18 protein-coding genes and 1 riboswitch are annotated in these 20,629 nt (G+C 70.0%); of the genes, 4 read left to right on the forward strand and 14 right to left on the reverse strand.

Annotated features, from left to right (window positions below):
* Position 1 precedes the first annotated feature (1 nt).
* The 5 genes from MYL53_RS14735 to MYL53_RS14755 all read right to left on the reverse strand — a co-directional run bounded on the left by MYL53_RS14735 (position 2) and on the right by MYL53_RS14755 (position 5,549).
* A complete protein-coding gene (locus MYL53_RS14735) occupies positions 2-982 on the reverse strand; it encodes a 2-hydroxyacid dehydrogenase (protein WP_247854702.1) in 981 nt (326 codons plus the stop codon).
* A gap of 10 nt (positions 983-992) precedes the next feature.
* A complete protein-coding gene (locus MYL53_RS14740; RefSeq protein WP_247854703.1) occupies positions 993-1,976 on the reverse strand; it encodes a sugar kinase in 984 nt (327 codons plus the stop codon).
* Between the two features lie 75 nt (positions 1,977-2,051).
* On the reverse strand, positions 2,052-3,071 hold the full coding sequence (locus MYL53_RS14745; RefSeq protein WP_247854704.1) for a LacI family DNA-binding transcriptional regulator: 1,020 nt from the start codon (positions 3,069-3,071) through the stop codon (positions 2,052-2,054).
* A 95-nt stretch (positions 3,072-3,166) separates the two neighbouring features.
* Positions 3,167-3,853, reverse strand: coding sequence for an HAD family hydrolase (locus MYL53_RS14750; protein ID WP_247854705.1), 687 nt, complete (start codon positions 3,851-3,853; stop codon positions 3,167-3,169).
* 223 nt (positions 3,854-4,076) lie between these two features.
* The gene (locus MYL53_RS14755) at positions 4,077-5,549 is read right to left on the reverse strand and encodes an alanine/glycine:cation symporter family protein (protein WP_247854706.1); all 1,473 of its coding nucleotides are present in this window, start codon (positions 5,547-5,549) and stop codon (positions 4,077-4,079) included.
* A 161-nt stretch (positions 5,550-5,710) separates the two neighbouring features.
* Here MYL53_RS14755 and MYL53_RS14760 point away from each other — a divergent pair, with 161 nt between their 5' ends.
* Positions 5,711-6,526 (forward strand): helix-turn-helix transcriptional regulator, encoded by an 816-nt coding sequence (locus MYL53_RS14760; RefSeq protein ID WP_247854707.1) that lies wholly within the window; start codon positions 5,711-5,713, stop codon positions 6,524-6,526.
* 18 nt (positions 6,527-6,544) lie between these two features.
* Here the strand turns inward: MYL53_RS14760 and MYL53_RS14765 are convergent, their stop codons facing one another.
* From MYL53_RS14765 to MYL53_RS14795, 7 genes are all read right to left on the reverse strand, one after another.
* Positions 6,545-7,924, reverse strand: coding sequence for an SLC13 family permease (locus MYL53_RS14765; protein ID WP_247854708.1), 1,380 nt, complete (start codon positions 7,922-7,924; stop codon positions 6,545-6,547).
* 74 nt (positions 7,925-7,998) lie between these two features.
* Positions 7,999-8,307, reverse strand: a complete 309-nt coding sequence (locus MYL53_RS14770) for a hypothetical protein (RefSeq protein WP_247854709.1) — start codon at positions 8,305-8,307, stop codon at positions 7,999-8,001.
* A 52-nt stretch (positions 8,308-8,359) separates the two neighbouring features.
* Complete coding sequence (fba, locus tag MYL53_RS14775; RefSeq protein WP_247854710.1) at positions 8,360-9,424, reverse strand: class II fructose-bisphosphate aldolase; 1,065 nt, start codon at positions 9,422-9,424, stop codon at positions 8,360-8,362.
* A gap of 61 nt (positions 9,425-9,485) precedes the next feature.
* Positions 9,486-10,649 (reverse strand): phosphoglycerate kinase, encoded by a 1,164-nt coding sequence (locus tag MYL53_RS14780; RefSeq protein WP_247854711.1) that lies wholly within the window; start codon positions 10,647-10,649, stop codon positions 9,486-9,488.
* Between the two features lie 37 nt (positions 10,650-10,686).
* Entirely contained in the window at positions 10,687-11,721 is a 1,035-nt protein-coding gene (locus MYL53_RS14785; RefSeq protein ID WP_247854712.1) for a type I glyceraldehyde-3-phosphate dehydrogenase, read from the reverse strand.
* A gap of 94 nt (positions 11,722-11,815) precedes the next feature.
* Entirely contained in the window at positions 11,816-12,538 is a 723-nt protein-coding gene (locus MYL53_RS14790; protein ID WP_247854713.1) for an LrgB family protein, read from the reverse strand.
* Positions 12,535-12,912, reverse strand: coding sequence for a CidA/LrgA family protein (locus MYL53_RS14795; protein WP_247854743.1), 378 nt, complete (start codon positions 12,910-12,912; stop codon positions 12,535-12,537). The genes MYL53_RS14790 and MYL53_RS14795 overlap by 4 nt, the downstream gene beginning before the upstream one ends.
* Positions 12,913-13,158: 246 nt before the next feature.
* Here MYL53_RS14795 and MYL53_RS14800 point away from each other — a divergent pair, with 246 nt between their 5' ends.
* Entirely contained in the window at positions 13,159-14,211 is a 1,053-nt protein-coding gene (locus MYL53_RS14800; protein ID WP_247854714.1) for a class I fructose-bisphosphate aldolase, read from the forward strand.
* 105 nt (positions 14,212-14,316) lie between these two features.
* Here the strand turns inward: MYL53_RS14800 and MYL53_RS14805 are convergent, their stop codons facing one another.
* Entirely contained in the window at positions 14,317-14,799 is a 483-nt protein-coding gene (locus MYL53_RS14805; protein ID WP_247854715.1) for a 6,7-dimethyl-8-ribityllumazine synthase, read from the reverse strand.
* Positions 14,800-14,901: 102 nt separating this feature from the next.
* Positions 14,902-15,085, reverse strand: a riboswitch (FMN riboswitch).
* Between the two features lie 134 nt (positions 15,086-15,219).
* Positions 15,220-17,226 carry a transketolase gene (tkt, locus tag MYL53_RS14810; protein WP_247854716.1) on the reverse strand — a complete coding sequence of 669 codons (2,007 nt, stop codon included), beginning with the start codon at positions 17,224-17,226 and terminating at the stop codon, positions 15,220-15,222.
* Positions 17,227-17,552: 326 nt separating this feature from the next.
* Between tkt and metK the strand changes: the two genes are divergently transcribed.
* Positions 17,553-18,773, forward strand: coding sequence for a methionine adenosyltransferase (gene metK / locus MYL53_RS14815; RefSeq protein ID WP_046078472.1), 1,221 nt, complete (start codon positions 17,553-17,555; stop codon positions 18,771-18,773).
* 133 nt (positions 18,774-18,906) lie between these two features.
* The gene (gene ligB / locus MYL53_RS14820; RefSeq protein ID WP_247854717.1) at positions 18,907-20,619 is read left to right on the forward strand and encodes an NAD-dependent DNA ligase LigB; all 1,713 of its coding nucleotides are present in this window, start codon (positions 18,907-18,909) and stop codon (positions 20,617-20,619) included.
* Positions 20,620-20,629 lie beyond the last annotated feature (10 nt).

Consider the following 20,629-nt stretch of genomic DNA (forward strand, 5'->3'; position numbering starts at 1 on the left):
GTCAGGCCGGGAGGCGGGCCGGGTCGTTGAACGGGCTGATCGGTCGTTCGCCGGACAGCGCCAGGCGCAGATTGTCCACCGCGCGACGGGCCATGGCGTGGCGGGTCTCGTGGGTCGCCGAGCCGATATGCGGCAGCGCCACCACGTTGGCCATATGGGACAGCGGCGAGTCGGCCGGCAGCGGCTCCCGTTCGAAGACGTCGAGCCCGGCGGCGCGGATGCGTCCGGCATTCAGCGCCTCGATCAGCGCCGTCTCGTCGACCACCTTGCCGCGGGCGATATTGATCAGGATCGCCGAGTCGCGCATCAGCCCGAGCTCGCGCTGGCCGATCAGGCGTTCGGTCTCGGCGCTCAGCGGCACGGTCACGCAGACGAAGTCGGCCTCGGCGAGTAGCTCGTCCAGCTCGCGGCGCCGTGCGCCGAGCTCCTCCTCGAGCGCCGGCTTCGGCGAGGCGTTGGAATAGAGAATGCGCATGCCGAAGCCCAGGGCGCCGCGCCTGGCGATGGCGGCGCCGATGCGCCCCATGCCGACCATGCCCAGGGTCTTGCCGTGCACGTCGCTGCCGTAGTGGGCCTCGCCGATGCTGGCCTGCCAGTCGCCGCGGCGGATGAGGTCGGCCAGCTCCATGGCGCGGCGCGCCGTGGCCATGATCAGCAGGAAGCCGGTGTCGGCGGTGGTCTCGGTGAGCACGTCCGGGGTGTGGCACAGCTGGATGTCGCGCCGCGTCAGCTCCTCGACCGGATAGGCGTCTACCCCCACCGAGACGCTGGAGATCGTCTCCAGCTGCGGGGCGGCATCCAGGATCTCGGCGGTGATCTTCTGGCCGGCGCCGAGCAGCCCGTGGGCCTCGCTCAGGGCGGCGCGGAAGGCCGGATCGTCGAGGTCATCCAGATGGCCGAAGTCTTCGACGTGGAAGTCGCGTTTCAACTCGGCGAGCAGGTCCTCGGGGAGGGGGCGATAGACGACGATACGCTTCTGCATGGGAATCTCCTTATTCCGGCATGGTCGGCCGGGCTTCGAGTTCGGTGAGGCGTTCACGGCAGGGCAGCCCTTCCATATCACCCCGGACCTGCACGGCGAGGGCGCCGATCAGGTTGCCGCGCTGCAGCGCCTCATGTGCTGAGAGACCATCGAGCAGGGCGCTGATCGTTCCGACCGCGAAGCCGTCGCCGGCGCCCACGGTGTCGACGACGTTGGCCACCGCCACGCCGGGCACCTCGAGGCTCGCTTCGTGCCCTCCGAGCGTACCACGGTAGTAGCTGCCTTCAGGCCCCAGCTTGATGATCACCGCCCGGGCGCCGCGGTCGAGATAGAAGCCGGCGATGTCGTGGGGCGTGTCCAGGCCGGTCAGTCGGCGGCCCTCGGCCAGCCCGGGCAGCACCCAGTCGGCCTGGCCGGCCATGGCGTTGAGGGTGTCGCGCATCTCGGCCTCGCTGGCCCACAGCGACGGGCGCAGGTTGGGGTCGAAGGAGATGCTGGCGCCGGCCCGGCGGGCCTGATCGAGCATGTGCCAGGACAGCTCGCGGCAGCTCGCCGAGAGGGCCGGAGGGATGCCGGTGGCATGCAGATGTCGGGCGGCGGTGAAGTCCACCGCCCGGGCATCCTCCGGCGACAGCCGGCTGGCGGCGCTGCCGCGGCGGAAATACTCGACGTGCGGGTCGGCGCCGCCTTCGGCGCGCTCCTTGAAGATCAGTCCGGTGGCGGCCTCCGGGTCGCGGGCCAGGTGTCGGCAGTCCAGCCCCTCGGCCTCCAGGGTGCGGCGGATGTAGCGGCCGAAGGCGTCGTCGCCGACCCGGCTCAGCCAGCCGACGCCGAAGCCCAGCCGCGCCAGGCCGATGGCGACGTTGGTGTCGGCGCCGGCGATGCGGCGGCCGAAGGTCTCGACGTCGGCCAGCTCGCCGGCGGCGTCGGCGACGAACAGGGTCATGGCCTCGCCGAAGGCGAGAATCTCGGGGCTGGGGGAGGACGTGGTCATCGGCGAACTCTCCTGAAGTGTAATGGGAACGTTACCATTCGAGCGCACAGGCCGTCGCTCGACGGGGCGATGGGATCAGCGGCGGGTCGAGCCGCGGGGAATCAGGGTCGGCGAGAAGCGGACCTGGCGGGGCGGGCGCCGAGCATCGGCCTGGCGCTCCAGCAGGCTGTCCATGGCGGCCCGGCCGATCGCCTCGGTGGGCTGGGCGAGGGTGGTGATGCCGGGGCCGACCATTCCGCACCAGTCGAGCTCGTCGATGCCCATCAGGCCGGTGGTGCCGAGGGTGTCGCCGCGGGCCTGCAGCACCCGGGTCACCGCCAGGGTGACGTTGCCGTTGGCGCACAGCACGGCCTTGGGGGCGTGCGATGGGCGGTCGAGGAAGCCGGCGATGGCTCGCTCCAGCGCCGGGGCATCATCCAATGCCAGGCAGCAGGTCTCGCCCTGTAGGCCGTCGGCATCGAGGCGCTCGCGGAAGCGTTCCAGGCGCTGCTGACGCGAGCTGGCGCGCTCCGGCGGCTCACTGACGTAGAGCAGTTCGCCATAGCCCTGCCTCCGCAGGTGGTCCAGGGCCGCGTCGATGGCCTGGTCGTTGTCGAGGCCGACCATGTCCGCCGCGAGATCGTCCAGCGCGCGATCTAGCAGCACCAGCGGGGCGTTCCGCTCGGCCAGGGCCGCGAGCGCCTCGCCGGGGTGCCCGGCGACGTTGAGCACCAGGCCTTCGACGCGGTACGACGCCAGCAGCGCCAGGTGCTCGCGCGCCTGGTCGGCATCGTTGTCGGTGTTGCAGACCATCAGCGAGAAGCCGTGGGCGCGGCAGGCCTGCTCGACCCCGTGCATCACCGCCACCGAGAAGGGGTTGCGGATGTCGGCGACCAGCATGCCGATCAGCCCCGACTGACCGCCCTTGAGGCCGCGGGCGATGCGGTTGGGCCGGTAGCCGAGCCGCTCGGCGCTGGCGGCGATGCGCTGCTGCATGGCGGTCGACAGCCGGCTGCGCTCATCGCCGAAATAGCGCGAGACGCTGGTCTTGGAGACGCCGGCGTCGCGGGCGACTTCCAGCAGAGTGGCAGAGCCTCGGCGTGTGGTAGCGGTCATGGAGGGCGTCACGAAAAATGGGAACGTTCCCATTCTCGTGTCAAGCCGAGCGATATGGCAAGCCAGGCGGCGTTAGACCATGGTGGGCAGGGGGCTCAGGCGTGCGACAGCGAGCGCTGGCGGTCGTGCTCCAGGCGGGCGATCACGGTGGGCAGCTGGAACATGCTGGTGATCATGATGGCGCCTTCCGGGGTTTCCTCGGCGTCCGGGAAGCGGTTGAGGTGAATGACCGTCATGCCGGCGTTCAGCGCCGCCTGGACGCCGACCAGCGCATCGTCGATGGCCACGCAGTCCTCGGGGGTATAGCCCAGCAGGGCCGCGGCGTGACGATACAGGCAGGGATCGGGCTTCCAGCACTGGGCCTCGTAGGCGCTGAACAGGTGCTCGCCGAACACCGCTTCGAGATTGGTGGCGAGCAGCGAGGTGCGGATCTTGTTGACCGGTCCGTTGGAGACCACGCCCATGGGGTGGCCGGTCAGGGCGGCCAGCGCTTCGGTGGCGCCGGTGATCGGCGTCAGGTCGGTGGCCAGGCGGCGGTTGAGGTTGGCGCGCATGTCGCGCTCCAGCACGTCGAGATGGTCCGGATCGACGGCGCCGTGGCGTCGCTCCAGCTCGGCGACGATATGGCGGAAGCGTGCGCCGCGGAACTCTCCGACGTAGTCGCTGGCCTGGAAGGGGAGTCCCGCGGCGGTCAGGCTGGCCTCCATCTCGGCGGCGAGCAGGGGCTCGCTGTCGACCAGGGTGCCGTCGCAATCGAAGAGTAGGCAGAGTGGGCGGGCCATCACCGGTAACCTCGCGGGCGTGTCATTCGGCTTTAACGCTATTGTGTCACATCGGCAGCGTTCGCCTTTAGTTTAAGACCATTTTCGCGACTTTGTGAACAGTGTTTTTCTATTCAGCATTGGTTGCACAATTGAGGGGCGAGGGGCGAGGGGCGAGGGGCGAGGGGCGAGGGGCGAGGGGCGAAATGCAAACGGCCCCGCATGAGCGGGGCCGTGGGAGGCATCAGCGCCGGTTGGCGGCCTGGGCGTTGCCCAGCGCCTGGTGGGCGCGCTCCAGGTCCTCGGGCTCGAGCTCCCAGGACTTGGGATCCAGGTCCAGCTCCGGATGGTCCTTGGCGTTGAAGACCGGCTGTTCGATGCCGCTGCGCATCTGGTCGTCGAAGTCGCGCAGGATGCGCAGGCCCGGCTTGAACAGCATGATCAGGGCGATCAGGTTGGCCACCGCCAGCAGCCCCATGGTCACGTCGGCGAAGCCGAACACGGTGCCGAGGTCGGTGGTGGCGCCCCAGCAGACCAGCAGCACGATGGCCACGCGGAAGGCGTTGAACAGGCCCTGATTGCTGCGGCTGAAGAAGTTCAGGCTGTTCTCGCCGAGGTAGTAGTTGTAGAGGATGGTGCTGAAGGCGAACAGCAGCAGCGCGATGCTGACGAAGGTGCGCCCCCACTCGCCGACGTGGTCGGCCAGCGCCTCCTGGGTCAGGGCGATGCCCGCCACGTCGACGCCGGAGGCCGGATCATAGGCGCCGCTGAGCAGGATCACGAAGGCGGTGGCGGAGCAGATGATGACGGTGTCGATGAAGACCGAGAAGGCCTGCACGATGCCCTGGTTGGCGGGGTGCGGCACGTAGGCCACGGCGGCCACGTTGGGGGCGCTGCCGAGGCCGGCCTCGTTGGAGAACAGGCCGCGCTTGAGGCCCATCATGATGGCCGCGCCGATGCCGCCGCCGATGGCCGGCTCGAGGCCGAAGGCGCTCTTCACGATCAGCGTGATCACGTCGGGGATCTGGGTGACGTTCAGGGCCAGCACCACCAGCGCGATCAGGATGTAGCCGCCGGCCATGATCGGCACCAGGAATTCGGAGATGCGGGCGATGCGCTTGATACCGCCGAAGATGATCAGGCCGACCAGCAGCGCCAGGCCGAGGCCGCTGTAGAGCACCGGCACGCCGAAGGCGTCGCCGAAGGAGGTGGCCACGGAGTAGGACTGCAGCGCGGTGAAGGCGAAGCCGAAGGTCACCAGCAGCAGCGCCGAGTAGACGCCGGCCAGCCAGTTCCAGCGCCGGCCGAGGCCGCGGGAGATATAATAGGCCGGGCCGCCGCGGTAGGTGCCATCGCCCTCGGCGCTCTTGTAGGTCTGCGCCAGGGTGCACTCGAGGAAGCTGGTGGCCATGCCCATCAGGCCGACGACCCACATCCAGAAGATCGCGCCCGGGCCGCCCAGGGTGATGGCCACGGCGACGCCGGCGATGTTGCCGCCGCCGACCCGGCCGGCCACCGACAGCACCAGCGCCTGGAAAGAGCTCAGGTGGCCGTGCTTGTCGCGCTTGAAGGCCTGGCTGGCGCCGAGGATGCGGAACATGCGGCCGAAATAGCGGAACTGCACGAAGCGTGAGGCGACGGTGAAGCCGATGCCCACGGCGATCAGCAGCACGATCAGGACCTTGCCCCATAGCAGGTCATTGAGGAAATCCAACATCCGATAGTCTCCATATTGGCGTTATTCGCGGTGCGAGGGATTTAAGCAGGACGGAGGCGCGCTGTGATTTGACGCTATGGTGCAGCCTGGCGCACCATGCGCCGCATCCAGTGCACCAGGGTGCACCATTTCAGGGCGACTGCCCGAGGAATCTCCACGACATGCATGATGACTTCGCGGCCAACCTGCGGCTGCTGTGCAGCTATTACCGCTCCATCGCCGAGGTCTGCCGCCGGCTCGACATCAACCGGGCCCAGTTCAACCGCTATCTCAGCGGCCGCTACAAGCCCGCCAGCAACACCATGCGCCGCATCTGCGACTTCTTCGGCGTCGAGGTCCACGAGATCCTGCTGCCTCACGACGAGTTCCGCGCGCTGGTGCGGCTGCGTCCGGCCCGGGACGGCGACCCCGTCGAGCGCGCGACGTCGCTCGGGCTGCCCGCCGCGCTGCTCGAACAGGGGCGCCAGGGACTATCGCGCTATCTCGGCTGCTACCACGAGTACTACATGGCGATGTCGCGGCCCGGCCAGGTGCTGTGCACCCTGGTGTGCCTCGAGCGGCGCGGCGAGGACGTGCTCTACCAGCGCACCGAGCGCATGCCGCCCCGCGCCGGCGGGCGCGTCTGGCACAACCGCTACCGCGGCGTGGCGCTGATGCTGACCGACCGCCTGTTCCTGGCCGATCACGAGTCGCTCAACGGCCACGAGATCACCCAGACCATCCTCTTCCCCAGCTTCAAGAGTCACGTGGCCCGGCTCACCGGCCTCAAGCTGGGCGTGGCCGACAGCAGCGAGCGCATGCCCTGCGGCGTGAGGGTGGTCTACGAGCGCATCGCCGACACGGTCAGCCCGCGCCAGGCGCTTTCGCACTGCGGCCTCTACGCCCCGGACGACCCCGCTCTTGATCCCGATGTCGTGGCGGCGATCCGCAACGACATCGCTCCCGGGGAGTGGCACTTCCGGGCGCGCTATTTCTGAGCCGGATGAGGCCGGCGCTCAGATCCGCCCCAGCAGCTGCCACCACAGGTAGTCCAGCGGCCACAGCAGCGCCAGGCTGAGCACGGCCATGATCAGGCACACCCGGGCCCCGCTGCTGAGCGGCAGCCGCGCCGCCAGCAGTCCGACCACCAGCGGTGGCGCCTGGTAGGGCAGCAGGATGGTCGAGAAGCCCACCACCTGGGTCATGGTCACCGCCTCCGGCGACCAGCCGGTGATGGCGGCGATCTCGGGGGACAGCGGCGTCAGCACCGCGGGCACGCCGGGTAGCGTCAGGAAGGTGCCGAGCGCCATCGCCAGTCCGCCGAGCAGGCCGAAGGTCGTGGCGTCGCCGGCGCCGTTCAGGGGCAGCGCGGCCAGCAGCACATGGGCGACCCGTTCGCCCAGCCCGCTGTGGTAGGCCAGCGCGCCCAGGCTGACGATGCCGGCGACATAGAACAGCGACTCCATGTTCAGCGACGACAGCGGCCGGTCGGGCATCAGGCCGCTGCCGGGGAACAGGCACACCAGCGCCGCCGCGAGGCCTATCCAGGCCGGCGAGATGCCGTGCCAGGCGTCGCTGCCCCACAGTGCCACCGCCAGGATCAGCAGTACGGCCAGGCTGCGCGCCGGCCGGGCCAGGGGCGGGGCGGCGGCATCCCGCATCGTCGCCACGGGCGCGCGGTCCGGATAGAGCCGTAGGATCACGGCGATCAGGATCAGGGTCTTGAGCAGCCCCAGCACCGGGAAATGCAGCCACAGGTAAGCGCTGTAGGTGGGCGGCGCCCCGAGCACCGCCTCGCTGGCGCCCATCAGCACGTTGTTGGGCACGTTGGCCGGCAGGATGGCGTAGGTGGGCAGGAAGGTGCCCATCATGCCGCCGAGGATCAGCCCGGTGCGGCCCGGGCGCCCCTCGTCGTAGCCGAGCTGGTCGGCCAGGGTCGAAAGGATCGGCACCATCAGCACGATGCGCCCCATGCCGGAAGGCATGACGAAGGCCATCGCCACCCCCAGCGCGATCACGCCCGCCACCGCCCCGGGATAGGAGCCGGTGAGCCGGGCTCCGACGCGCCGGGCGACCTGCGTGCCGAGCCCGGTGTGCTGGATCGCCGCGCCGATCACCAGGCCCGAGAACACCAGCCAGGTGGCCGCCGAGGCGAAGCCGGCGAAGATCGTCTCGGCCTCCGCCACGCCGGCGACCGTGCACAGGGTGAAGAACACCAGCGCCGTCAGCCACTGGGGCAGCCAGCCCGTCGCCCACAGGGCGATCGACAGCACGATCACGCTGGCCGCCCGGGTCATCGGTGCGGCCGTAGGCAAGATCAGCAGGAAGGCGGCCACCGCGAGGATGGCGATCAGACTGGCGAGATGGCGCGGGGCGGGGCGAAAGGCGGCGGGCATGGCGGCTCCGGGCGAGGGCAGAGCGGCGAGATTAGCAGGCGAATGAGCCGCCGCTCAAACCGTGGGCCGGTCCGTCAGCGCGCGTGGCGGCCGCAGTTCTCGCGATAGGCCGGGGCGTCGGCGCCCAGGGCCAGCTGCTCGGTGACGGTGTTGTAGTAGAACGGCAGGGCGGGGCGGTCGGCGCGCACGGCGTCGCCGCACAGGCCGTAGCCCTTGTTCACCTCGAGCAGGCGCTCGATCTCGACGTCATCCTGAGCGTCGAGGCGCTCGGCGATACGGGCGGCGATCTGGTCGTTGCGATCGTTGTCGGCCATCCACTGGCCGCCGAAGATCAGGCCGCCGACGAGCAGGATGGCGACCACGGGAATCCACAGATTGTGCATGGCGGGGCTCGCATGATGCCCGCCGGCACGGGGGCCGGCGGGGCGGGGACGCTTACTTGACGCGCGGGGCCAGTTCGCCGCGCTCGTAGCGCAGGAACATCTCTTCCAGGTTGATCGGCTTGATCTTGCTCGCCTGGCCGGCGGTGCCGAAGGCCTCGTAGCGGGCCTTGCAGACCTCCTTCATGGCCGCGGTGCTGACCTTGAGGAACTTGCGCGGGTCGAACTCGGCCGGGTTCTCGGCCAGGAAGCGGCGCACCGCGCCGGTGGAGGCCAGGCGCAGGTCGGTGTCGATGTTGACCTTGCGCACGCCGTGCTTGATGCCCTCGACGATCTCCTCGACCGGCACGCCGTAGGTCTCGGGGATGGCGCCGCCGAACTCGTTGATCACCTCGAGCCATTCCTGCGGCACGGAGGAGGAGCCGTGCATCACCAGATGGGTCTCCGGGATGCGGGCGTGGATCTCCTTGATGCGCTGGATGGAAAGGGTGTCGCCGGTGGGCGGCTGGGTGAACTTGTAGGCGCCGTGGCTGGTGCCGATGGCGATCGCCAGGGCGTCGACGTGGGTGGCCTTGACGAACTCGGCGGCTTCTTCCGGGTCGGTGAGCAGCTGGTCGTGGTCGAGCTTGCCCTCGGCGCCGACGCCGTCTTCCTCGCCGGCCATGCCGGTTTCCAGGCTACCCAGGCAGCCCAGCTCGCCCTCGACGGAGACGCCGCAGGCGTGGGCCATCTCGACGGTGCGACGGGTGACGTCGACGTTGTAGGCGTAGTCGGTCGGGGTCTTGCCGTCGGTGCCCAGCGAGCCGTCCATCATCACCGAGGAGAAGCCCAGCTGAATGGAGCGCTGGCACACCGCGGGGCTGGTGCCGTGGTCCTGGTGCATGACCACCGGGATGTGCGGGAATTCCTCGACGGCGGCCAGGATCAGGTGGCGCAGGAAGGGCGCACCGGCGTACTTGCGGGCGCCGGCGGAGGCCTGGACGATGACCGGGGAGTCGGTCTCGTCGGCGGCTTCCATGATGGCGCGCATCTGCTCGAGGTTGTTGACGTTGAACGCCGGGATGCCGTAGCCGTGCTCGGCGGCGTGGTCCAGCATCTGGCGCATGCTGATCAGTGCCATGAAGTCACCCTTTGTTGTGTGAGGCGGCGCGCCGCGCCGCCTGCGTCGCAGTATTGATCGGTTATTTAGCGGCGGCTTCGAGGGCCGCGACCGCCGGCAGCACCTTGCCCTCGACGTACTCGAGGAAGGCGCCGCCGCCGGTGGAGATGTAGGAGACCCGATCGGCGATGCCGTACTTGTCGATGGCCGCCAGGGTGTCGCCGCCGCCGGCGATGGAGAAGCCGTCGCTCTCGGCGATGGCGTAGGACAGCGCCTCGGTGCCGTGGCCGAACTGGTCGATCTCGAACACGCCGACCGGGCCGTTCCACAGGATGGTGCCCGCGGCCTTGAGCTGCTCGCCGAGCCTGGCGGCGGTGTCCGGGCCGATGTCGAGGATCATCTCGTCGTCATTCACCTGGTCGACCGGCTTGGTCACCGCGGTGGCGGCGTCGGAGAACTCGGTGGCCACCACCACGTCGGAGGGCAGCGGGATCTCGACCTTGTCCATCAGCGCCTTGGCGGCGTCGACCAGGTCGGCCTCGTGCAGCGACTTGCCGACGTTGTAGCCGGCCGCGGCGATGAAGGTGTTGGCGATGCCGCCGCCGACGATGATGCGGTCGCACTTCTCGGACAGCGCGTTGAGCACCTCGAGCTTTGTGGAGACCTTGGAGCCGCCGACGATGGCGGTCATCGGGCGCTTGGGCGTGGCCAGCGCTTTCTCCAGCGCCTCGAGCTCGCGGGCCAGCAGCGGGCCGGCGCAGGCGTCGGGGGCGAAGCGCGCCACGCCATGGGTCGAGGCCTGGGCACGGTGGGCGGTGCCGAAGGCATCCATCACGTAGACGTCGCACAGCGCGGCGTAGGCCTTGGCCAGCGCCTCGTCGTCCTTCTTCTCGCCCTTGTTGAAGCGCACGTTCTCGAGCAGCACGACCTCGCCGGCCTCGAAGGCGGGGGCCGTGTCCAGATAGTCCTCGACCAGGCGCACTGGGCGCCCGAGCAGGCCGGCGAGATGCTCGGCCACCGGCGCCAGGGAGAACTCCTCGGCTGGCTCGCCCTCGGTGGGACGGCCCAGGTGGCTCATCAGCATCACCTTGGCACCGGCCTCGATGGCCGCCTGGATGGTCGGCAGGGCGGCCCGCAGGCGGGCGTCGCTGGTCACCTGGCCGTTCTTGACGGGCACGTTCAGGTCCTCGCGGATCAGCACTCGCTTACCGTCGAGGTCGAGGTCGGTCATCTTGCGCACGTTCATGGAAGCAGATTCCTCGTCTGGGGAAGCCGAAGGGGGCTCAGGCGTGGGAGGGCGGCACCGGGCCGAGTCGGGCGATGCGGCCGGCGACGTCGAGCATGCGATTGGCGAAGCCCCACTCGTTGTCGAACCAGCACAGCATCTTGATCAGGCGGCCGCCGGCCACCCGGGTCTGGGTGGCGTCCACGATACCGGAGCGCGGATCGTGGTTGAAGTCGACCGAGGCCATGGGCGTCTCGGTGTAGCCGAGCAGCCCGGCGAGCCGACCGGCGCTGGCCTCGCGCAGCAGGGCGTTGACCGTCTCGGCGTCGGTCTCGGTGCGCACCGAGAGCGCCAGATCCATGGCCGAGACGTTGATGGTCGGCACGCGCACGTGCAGGCACTCGAAGCGATCGGCCAGGTGCGGCATCAGGCGGTTGATGCCGCGCGCCAGGCCGGTGTCCACCGGCACGATGGAGTGCATCGCCGAACGCGTCAGGCGCAGGTCGGTCTGGTGATAGGCGTCGATCACCGGCTGGTCATTCATCGCCGAGTGAATGGTGGTGGTGACGCCGTGATCGAGGCCGAGCGCCTCGTCGAGCACCGTCAGCACCGGCACCAGGCAGTTGGTGGTGCAGGAGGCGGCGGAGATCACCCGGCATGCGGGCGTCAGGTCGGCGTCGTTGATGCCGCTGACGATGGTGGCGTCGACGTCGTTCTCGGCCGGCTGGGAGAACAGCAGCCGGCCGGCGCCGGCGGCCAGGTGGGCCTCGGCGGTGGCGCGGTCCTTGAAGCTGCCGGAGCATTCCAGCACCAGGTCGACGCCGAGCTCGGCCCAGGGCAGGGCGGCCGGGTCGGCCTCGGACAGCACCCGGATGGCGCGGCCGTCGATCACCAGATGCTCGCCGTCGACTTCCACGCGGCCGGGGAAGCGGCCGTGGGTAGTGTCGAAGCGGGTCAGGTAGGCGATGGTGTCGAGCCCGGACAGCTCGTTGATGGCCACGATTTCCAGTTCCGGCATGCCACGCTCGACGAGCGCGCGCAGCACGCACTGGCCGATGCGGCCGTATCCGTTGATGGCGATGCGTAGGGCCATGGCCTGTCCGAGGCTCCCGAGTCCGGTGGGCGAGAGGCGGCGATTCTAGCCTATTTCGCGATCGCCGTCGCCGGTCGGGGCGCTCGGGGCGCCTCTAGAGGCCCAGCAGCCGCCAGGCCAGCGGCAGGCACAGGGCGGTGAGGATGCCGGTCAGGCTCATGCCCAGCGAGGCGAAGGCGCCGGCGGAGGGGCTCATCTCGAAGGCGCGCACGGTGCCGACGGCGTGGCCGTTGACGCCCAGGGCGAAGCCGAGGATCCGGTGGTCGCGAATGCCCAGCGCCGGGCCCAGCAGGCGGACCGCCAGGGTCGCCATCACGCCGGTAATCAGCAGCCCGCCCATCAGCAGCGGCACCGAGCCGCCGAGCTCCTCGACGATGCCGAGCGCGATCGGTGCGGTCACCGACTTGGGTGCCAGCGAGGCCAGCACCTCGGGGCTGGCGCCCAGCGCCCAGGCTAGCGCCAGCGAGTAGCAGGAGGCCAGTGCCGCCGCCGGAGGCAGGCTCAGCGCCAGCGGCTTCCACAGCGCGCGGATGTGATGAAGCTGCTGGTAGAGCGGCACGCCTAGCGCCACCGTGGCCGGGCCGAGCAGCAGCATCAGCCAGTCCGCGCCGCGCCGATAGTCGGCGAAATCGATGGACAGCCCCCACAGGATGGCGGCGACCAGCAGCGCGGCCAGCAGCACCGCCGGGCACCAGCTGGGGCGCCCCAGGCGCTCGACGGCCCACAGGGCGGCGAGATAGGCGGCCAGCGTCAGGGCGGTGGACGACAGCGGGGTGGCCAGCAGCGCCTCGCGCAGCGCGATCAGGGCGTCGCTCATGTCAGGGACTCCTGCGGCGCGTCCGCCGCGGGCTCGGCAGGCATGCAGCGGCGCATCAGCAGCAGGGTGGTCAGCACGCTGGCGAGCGTGCCGATCACCAGCGCCACCGCGACGGCCAGCCATTGGCCGGCGAAGTCGTCGGCGATGAAGAACACGCCCACCACGCCGGGCATGATCAGCATCGCCAGCAGGCCGATCAGCGGCTGGCCGGCGGCGGCGATGTCATCGAGCCGGCCGATGCGCAGCATCAGCAGGCCAGTCATCAGGAGCATGCCCACCACCCCCGCCGAGACCGGCAGGTCGAGCAGCACCACCAGCGTCTCGCCGGCCAGCCACACCCCCGTGAGCCACAGAAACCCGCGCAGCACTGCGATCACCTCGTCCTCCTGACCGTTGTTCTCCCAGGCGTCATCATGCCAGAGCGGCGGGGAGAAATCCGTTCGCCGTCGCCTGCCGCGCTCTGTGGGCGCCCGGAGACGGTCGCTGGCGGGAGGCGCCGACAAGTCGGATTCGGGGTGGACAAGACGGCGCCGCTTTCGTCGCCTCGGTGGGCTGTCGCCGGCCGCCGCTTGCTCTAGGCTAGGGGTACCGTCCGTCAATCATCAAGGAGAGAGGGTGCGATGACCGATATAGCGCAGTTGCTCGGCAGTGAAACGGAGAGCCTGTTGACCCACCGGTGCCAGGGCATTCCGGCCGCGTCGATCCACGCGCCGGGTCCGGACTACGTCGATCGGGTGATGGCCCACAGCGACCGCCAGCCCCACGTGCTGCGCAACATGCAGGCGCTGTTCGATCACGGCCGACTCGGCGGCACCGGCTACCTGAGCATCCTGCCGGTGGACCAGGGCATCGAGCACTCCGCCGGGGCGTCCTTCGCGCCCAACCCGCTGTACTTCGATCCGGCCAACATCGTCGAGCTGGCCATCGAGGGCGGCTGCAACGCGGTGGCCTCGACCCTGGGCGGGTTGTCCTCGGTGGCGCGGCAGTACGCGCACAAGATTCCGATGCTGCTCAAGCTCAACCACAACGAGACGTTGACCTATCCGGCGGTCTACGACCAGACGCTGTTCGCCCAGGTCGAGCAGGCCTTCGAGATGGGCTGTGCGGCGGTCGGCGCGACCATCTACTTCGGCTCGCCGGAGAGCCGCCGCCAGATCACCGAGATCAGCGAGGCCTTCGAGCGTGCCCACCAGCTGGGCATGGTCACGGTGCTGTGGGCCTACCTGCGCAACCCGGCCTTCAAGCACCAGGGGCACGACTACCACACCGCCGCCGACCTCACCGGTCAGGCCATCCACCTGGCGGCGACGCTCAAGGCCGATATCGTCAAGCAGAAGATGGCCGAGACCAACGCCGGCTACCGCGATATCGGCTTCGGCCACACCCACGGCAAGGTCTACGACGAGCTGACCTCGGAGCATCCCATCGACCTGGCCCGCTATCAGGTGGCCAGCAGCTACATGGGGCGTGCCGGGCTGATCAACTCCGGCGGCGCCTCGGGCGGCGAGAGCGACCTGGCCCAGGCGGTGCGCACCGCGGTGATCAACAAGCGCGCCGGCGGCATGGGGCTGATCTCCGGCCGCAAGGCGTTCCAGAAGTCGATGGCCGAGGGCGTCGAACTGCTCCACGCCATCCAGGACGTCTACCTGGACGAGGGCATCACCCTGGCCTGATCCGGGGCTCCGACGCGCAGCAGGCACGACGCAAGACATAAAAAGGCACGGCGCAAGCCGTGCCTTTCTCGTTGCTGCCTCGCCGGGGCAGGCCCCGGAAACGCCTCAGGCGTCGATCAGCTTGCGCGCCTCGTGCAGGTTGGCAAGCGTCATGGCGCAGGCGTCGGCGGCCTCGCGGCCCTTGGTCACGAAGTGCTCGTGGAAGAAGGCCGTGTGGGTGGCGTGTTCGTGGAAGTGGTGCGGAGTCAGCACCACCGAGAGTACCGGCACCTCGGTGTCCAGCTGGACGCGCATCAGGCCGTCGATCACCGCCTGGGCGACGAAGTCGTGGCGGTAGATACCGCCGTCGACCACGAAGCCGGCGCCTACGATGGCATCGTAGCGGCCGCTCCTGGCCAGCAGCTTGGCCTGCAGCGGGATCTCGTAGGCGCCGGCGACGCTGACGACGTCGATGCGGTCGGCCTCGATGCCGTGCTGCTCGGCGAGAGCGGTGGTGAAGGCCTCGCGAGCCTGGCCGACGATGTCGTCGTGCCAGCTGGCCTGGATGAAGGCGATGCGGGGGGCGTGTTCGAACTTCGACTGATTCATGGTCTTCCTCGAAAAAGCTACCAGAATCAGGGCATGCGGAACCGTCGACGGAGGGACGAGGCGTGCGGCATCGGCCGCGCATCCGCGCCTTCCCGGCTGGGGTGCCGTTCTCTTTCATCCGGACTGTGACCGTCGGCTTCGGGATCTCACCGAATCTGCTGACCCCGGCGGCCGTGACGGCCGGGCCGGGCGCTCGCGGGCTCGTGTCGCCGGCGGGCTCGTATCGAACGAGGCGCGCGGGACCATCACCGCCGGTGGGGACTTTCACCCCGCCCTGAGAACAGTGGCCATGGGAAATGGCAAAGACGCCATGGCCGAGGCTCATCATAGGGGCTCGCCCGGGGCGCGCCAAGGCGTCGTCCGCACAAAAAAGGGTGCGGCCTCGGCCGCACCCTCCCGATGTCGCAGATCGTGTCCCGATCAGTCGTCGTCGGCATCGTCCAGCAGCTGCTCGGCCTCGCCCACCACGTTCTCCACGGTGAAGCCGAAGTGCTTGAACAGGTCGCCGGCCGGGGCGGACTCGCCGAAGGTGCTCATGCCGACGATACGGCCCTCGAGACCCACGTACTTGTACCAGAAGTCGCGATGACCGGCCTCGACGGCGATGCGGTTGCCCACTTCCGCCGGCAGCACGGCCTGGCGGTAGGCGGCGTCCTGGGCGTCGAAGACGTCGGTGGACGGCATCGACACCACGCGCACCGCGCGGCCCTGCTCGGCGAGCACGGCGGCGGCGTCCATGGCCAGGCCGACTTCGGAGCCGGTGGCGATCAGGATCAGCTCAGGCGTGCCCTCGCAGTCCTTCAGCACGTAGCCGCCACGCCGGATGTCGGCCAGCTGCTGGGTGTCGCGCTGCTGGTGCGGCAGGCCCTGGCGAGACAGCACCAGCGCGGTCGGGCCGGCCTGACGCTTGATGGCCGCGTTCCAGGCCGCGGCGGTCTCCACGGCGTCGCAGGGGCGCCAGGTGGAGAGGTTCGGCGTGGTGCGCAGGCTGGTCAGCTGCTCGACCGGCTGGTGGGTCGGGCCGTCCTCGCCCAGGCCGATGGAGTCGTGGGTGAAGACGTAGGCCGCGCGCTGGCCCATCAGTGCCGCCATGCGCACGGCGTTGCGCATGTATTCCATGAAGATCAGGAAGGTGGCGCCGTAGGGCACGAAGCCGCCGTGCAGGGCCAGGCCGTTCATGATCGCGCCCATGCCGAACTCGCGGACGCCGTAGTGCAGGTAGTTGCCGCCCGGCACCTCGGAAGAGATCGCCTCGGCGCCCTTCCAGAAGGTCAGGTTGGACGGCGCCAGGTCGGCGCTGCCGCCGAGCAGCTCGGGCAGCTGCGGGCCGAGCTCGTTGAGGCATGCCAGCGAGGCCTTGCGGCTGGCGACGGAGTCGCCCTTTTCCTGGGCCTGCTTGATCATCGCCTCGCTGGTCAGCTCGGCGGGCAGCTCGCCCTTCTGGCGGCGCAGGAACTCGCGGGCCAGCGCCGGGTGGGCCTCGGCGTAGCGCTCGAAGCGGGCCTGCCACTCGGCCTGGCGGCTGGCGCCGGCCTCGTGGGCATCCCAGCCCTGGTAGATGTCTTCCGGCACGTGGAAGGGCGCGTGGGGCCAGCCCAGCTGCTGACGGGCCGCGGCGACCTCGTCCTCGCCCAGCGCGGCGCCGTGGCACTCTTCCTTGCCCTGCTTGTTGGGCGCGCCGAAGCCGATGATGGTCTTGCAGATGATCAGGCTCGGCTTGTCGTCGTGCTGGCGGGCCAGCTCGATGGCGGCCTTGATCTCCTCGGGCTTATGGCCGTCGACGGCGGGCACCACGTGCCAGCCGTAGGCCTCGAAGCGTTTGGCGGTGTCGTCGGTGAACCAGCCCTCGACTTCGCCGTCGATGGAGATGCCGTTGTCATCGTAGAAGGCGATCAGCTTGCCCAGCTGCTGGGTGCCGGCCAGCGAGCTGACCTCGTGGGAGACGCCTTCCATCAGGCAGCCGTCACCCAGGAAGCAGTAGGTGTAGTGGTCGACGATCTCGTGGCCCGGGCGGTTGAACTGGGCCGCCAGGGTGCGCTCGGCGAGCGCCATGCCCACGGCGTTAGCCAGGCCCTGACCCAGCGGGCCGGTGGTGGTCTCGACGCCCGGCGCGTAGCCGTATTCCGGGTGGCCGGCGGTCTTCGAGTGCAGCTGGCGGAAGTTCTGCAGCTGCTCCAGGCCGAGCTCGTAGCCGGAGAGGTGCAGCAGGGAATAGAGCAGCATGGAGCCGTGGCCGTTGGACAGCACGAAGCGGTCGCGGTCCGGCCAGTGCGGGTCGGCCGGGTTGTGCTGCAGATAGTCGTTCCACAGCACCTCGGCGATGTCGGCCATGCCCATGGGGGCGCCGGGGTGGCCGGAATTGGCCTTCTGGACGGCGTCCATGGACAGGGCGCGAATGGCATTGGCCAGTTCGAAACGGGACGGCATGGGGGTCAGCTCCTCGCCTGCGGCAGATAGTAGCAATGACGCGGCTCGGCCGGGGAAGGCCGGGCTCGATGTCGGCTGCGATGTACCGCGAAAAGGCGCGGCACGCGCGAATCAGGGCGCTTATTGTCGCCGAATGGGTCGCGGCCTTCAAATCGCCGCGCCGGCGGGCGCGTCTGGCGGGCCAGGCGTCGGGCCGGCGCTAGGAAGCCTCGCGGCGAGCGTGTAAAATCCGCCCCCAGCCGGTCCGCCCGGGCCTCGGCGCCACGCCACCGCCCGAGCCTTGGGGCCAGATGCCTTCCTCCCATTTCCTGAGGGCCGAGGACGCCATGAGCGAATACTCCCTGTTTACCTCCGAATCCGTCTCCGAGGGGCACCCGGACAAGATCGCGGATCAGATCTCCGACGCGGTGCTCGACGCCATCATCGCCCGCGACCGCAACGCCCGCGTGGCCTGCGAGACCATGGTCAAGACCGGCGTGGCCATCGTCGCCGGCGAGATCACCACCTCGGCCTGGGTCGACCTGGAGGACCTGGTGCGCCGGGTGATCCTCGACATCGGCTACACCTCCTCCGACGTCGGCTTCGACGGCGAGACCTGTGGCGTGCTCAACCTGATCGGCAAGCAGAGCGTCGACATCGCCCAGGGCGTCGACCGCAGCAAGCCCGAGGACCAGGGCGCCGGCGACCAGGGCCTGATGTTCGGCTACGCCACCGACGAGACCGACTCCTACATGCCGGCGCCGATCCACTACTCGCACCGTCTGGTGGAGCGCCAGGCCGAGCTGCGCCGCAACGGCATGCTGCCGTGGCTGCGCCCGGACGCCAAGAGCCAGCTGACCTTCCGCTACGACGAGCACGGCAAGCCCTGCGCCGTCGACGCCGTGGTGCTCTCCACCCAGCACGACCCGGAGATCGACCAGGACGACCTGCGCAAGATGGTCAAGCGCGAGATCATCGAGCAGGTGATTCCCGCCGAGTGGCTGACCGAGACCACTGAGTACCACATCAATCCGACCGGCAAGTTCGTGATCGGCGGCCCGGTGGGCGACTGCGGCCTGACCGGGCGCAAGATCATCGTCGACACCTACGGCGGCATGGCCCGCCACGGCGGCGGTGCCTTCTCCGGCAAGGACCCGTCCAAGGTCGACCGCAGCGCCGCCTATGCCGGCCGCTACGTGGCCAAGAACATCGTCGCCGCCGGCCTGGCCGAGCGCTGCGAGATCCAGGTCTCCTACGCCATCGGCGTGGCCGAGCCGACCTCGGTGTCGGTCAACACCTTCGGCACCGGCCGCATCAGCGACGAGCGCATCATCGAGCTGGTCCGCGAGCACTTCGACCTGCGGCCCAACGCCATCACCAGGATGCTCGACCTGCTGCACCCGATGTATCGCCTGACCGCGGCCTACGGTCACTTCGGCCGTGAGCCGTTCGAGACCTCCTACACCTGGACCGACACCCAGGGCGAGGAGCACACCGAGACCTTCACCGCCTTCCCCTGGGAGAAGACGGACCGCGCCCAGGCGCTGCGCGACGCCGCCGGCCTGTAAGCGCGTGGCGCTCGTCGCAGGCGTCGCTGGTCTCGTGCGTCGCTGATGTCGTACGACAGAAGAGGGCCCCGTCCGGCACTGCCGGGCGGGGCCTTTGCGTAGGCTCGAGACAGGCCCTCATGACGGTATCGCCATGTCTCGTTATCTCGCCCTGCTGGTCTGGCTGTTCGCCGGCCCGCTGCTGGCCGCCGACTGCCCTAACTGGCCGGCTCCTCGCGCCGAGCGCGAGCTCACCGCCCTGCATGAACGCCTGAGCGCCTGGAACGACGCCTATCGCCGCGGCGGCGTCTCGCCGGTCTCCGACGCCGTCTATGACCAGGCCCGCGAACGTCTCGACGCCTGGCGCCGCTGCTTTCCCGAACTGGCCGCTGATGCGCCGCCGCCCTCGACCGGCCCGCCCGGCGAGGCGCGACATCCCGTCGCCCAGACCGGGCTCGCCAAGCTCGCGGACGAAGACGCCGTGCGTGCCTGGCTGGCGCGGCGCGATGGCGTCTGGCTGCAGCCCAAGGTGGACGGCCTGGCGGTGACGCTGGTCTACGAGGGTGGCCGGCTGGTCCGGGCGATCAGCCGCGGCGACGGCGACAGCGGCCAGGACTGGACGCGGAAGATACGCCGGCTGCCCGCGGTGCCCGAGCGGCTGACGGGCGCTCCGCCCGAGCGCGTGGTGCTGCAGGGCGAGCTGTATCGCCGCCTCGAGGGCCACGTCCAGGCGGCGGCGGGTAGCGCGGGCGCGCGCAGCGAGGTGGCGGGCTGGCTGGCGAGGGCAGGGCTCGATGAGGTTCCGGCCGGCGAGATCGGCCTGTTCGTCTGGGCCTGGCCCGACGGACCGGCGGCCATGAATGAGCGCCTGGCGGGCCTCGCCGCCATGGGCTTCTCCGAGACGGCGCGCTGGAGTCGCCGCGTGGCGGGGTTCGACGAGGTCAGCCGCCTGCGCGAGCGCTGGTACCGCGGCGCGCTGCCCTTTGCCACCGACGGCGTGGTGCTGAAGCAGGGCCGGCGGCCGGACGGCGAGCGCTGGCGAGCCGAGCCGCCCGGCTGGGCCGCGGCCTGGAAATATCCACCCCGGGAGGCGCTGGCCGAGGTGCGCGGCGTCGAGTTCCGCGTCGGCCGCACCGGGCGCATTACGCCGCTGCTGCATCTGGTGCCGGTGACCCTCGACGACCGTACCGTGAGCCGGGTGTCCACCGGCTCGCTCGAACGCTGGGAAACGCTCGATATCCGCCCCGGCGATCGCGTGATCGTGGCCCTGGCCGGGCTGACGATTCCGCGGCTGGACGGCGTGGCCTGGCGCGCCGTCGAGCGGCCGGCGGTCGCGGCGCCCTCCGAAGACGCCTACGGCCCGCTGAGCTGCTGGCACCCCACGCCGGGCTGCGAGGATCAGTTCCTCGAGCGGCTGGCCTGGCTTTCCGGCGATTCGGCGCTGGCCATTCCGGGGCTCGGGCCGGGCACCTGGCGGGCGCTGGTCGAGGCGGGCCTCGTCAAAGGGCTGCTGGATGGGCTGGCGCTGTCGCCGGCCGAGTTCGAACGCGCCGACGGCATCGGTGAGGTCCGCGCCCGGCGGCTGGCCGAGCGCTTCGCGGCATCACGGTCGCGGCCGTTCGCCGCCTGGGGCGAGGCCCTGGGGCCGCCGCCGGGCTGGGACGCCGGGCCAACCACGAACTGGACGACCTTGGTGTCTCGACGTGACAGCGACTGGCGCGATCTACCCGGCGTGGGGCCGGTGCGGGCCGAGGCGCTCATGGCCTTCTTCACCCATCCCGAGGTGCGAGCGCTGGCCGTCCGGCTCGAGGCGGCCGGCATCGACGGTTTCTCGGGCGCCGCGAGTCGCCTTCCCGCGCAGCGTTGATTGTCCGCCG

The sequence above is a fragment of the Halomonas getboli genome, from assembly GCF_023094245.1.
Taxonomy (GTDB): Bacteria; Pseudomonadota; Gammaproteobacteria; order Pseudomonadales; family Halomonadaceae; genus Halomonas; species Halomonas getboli.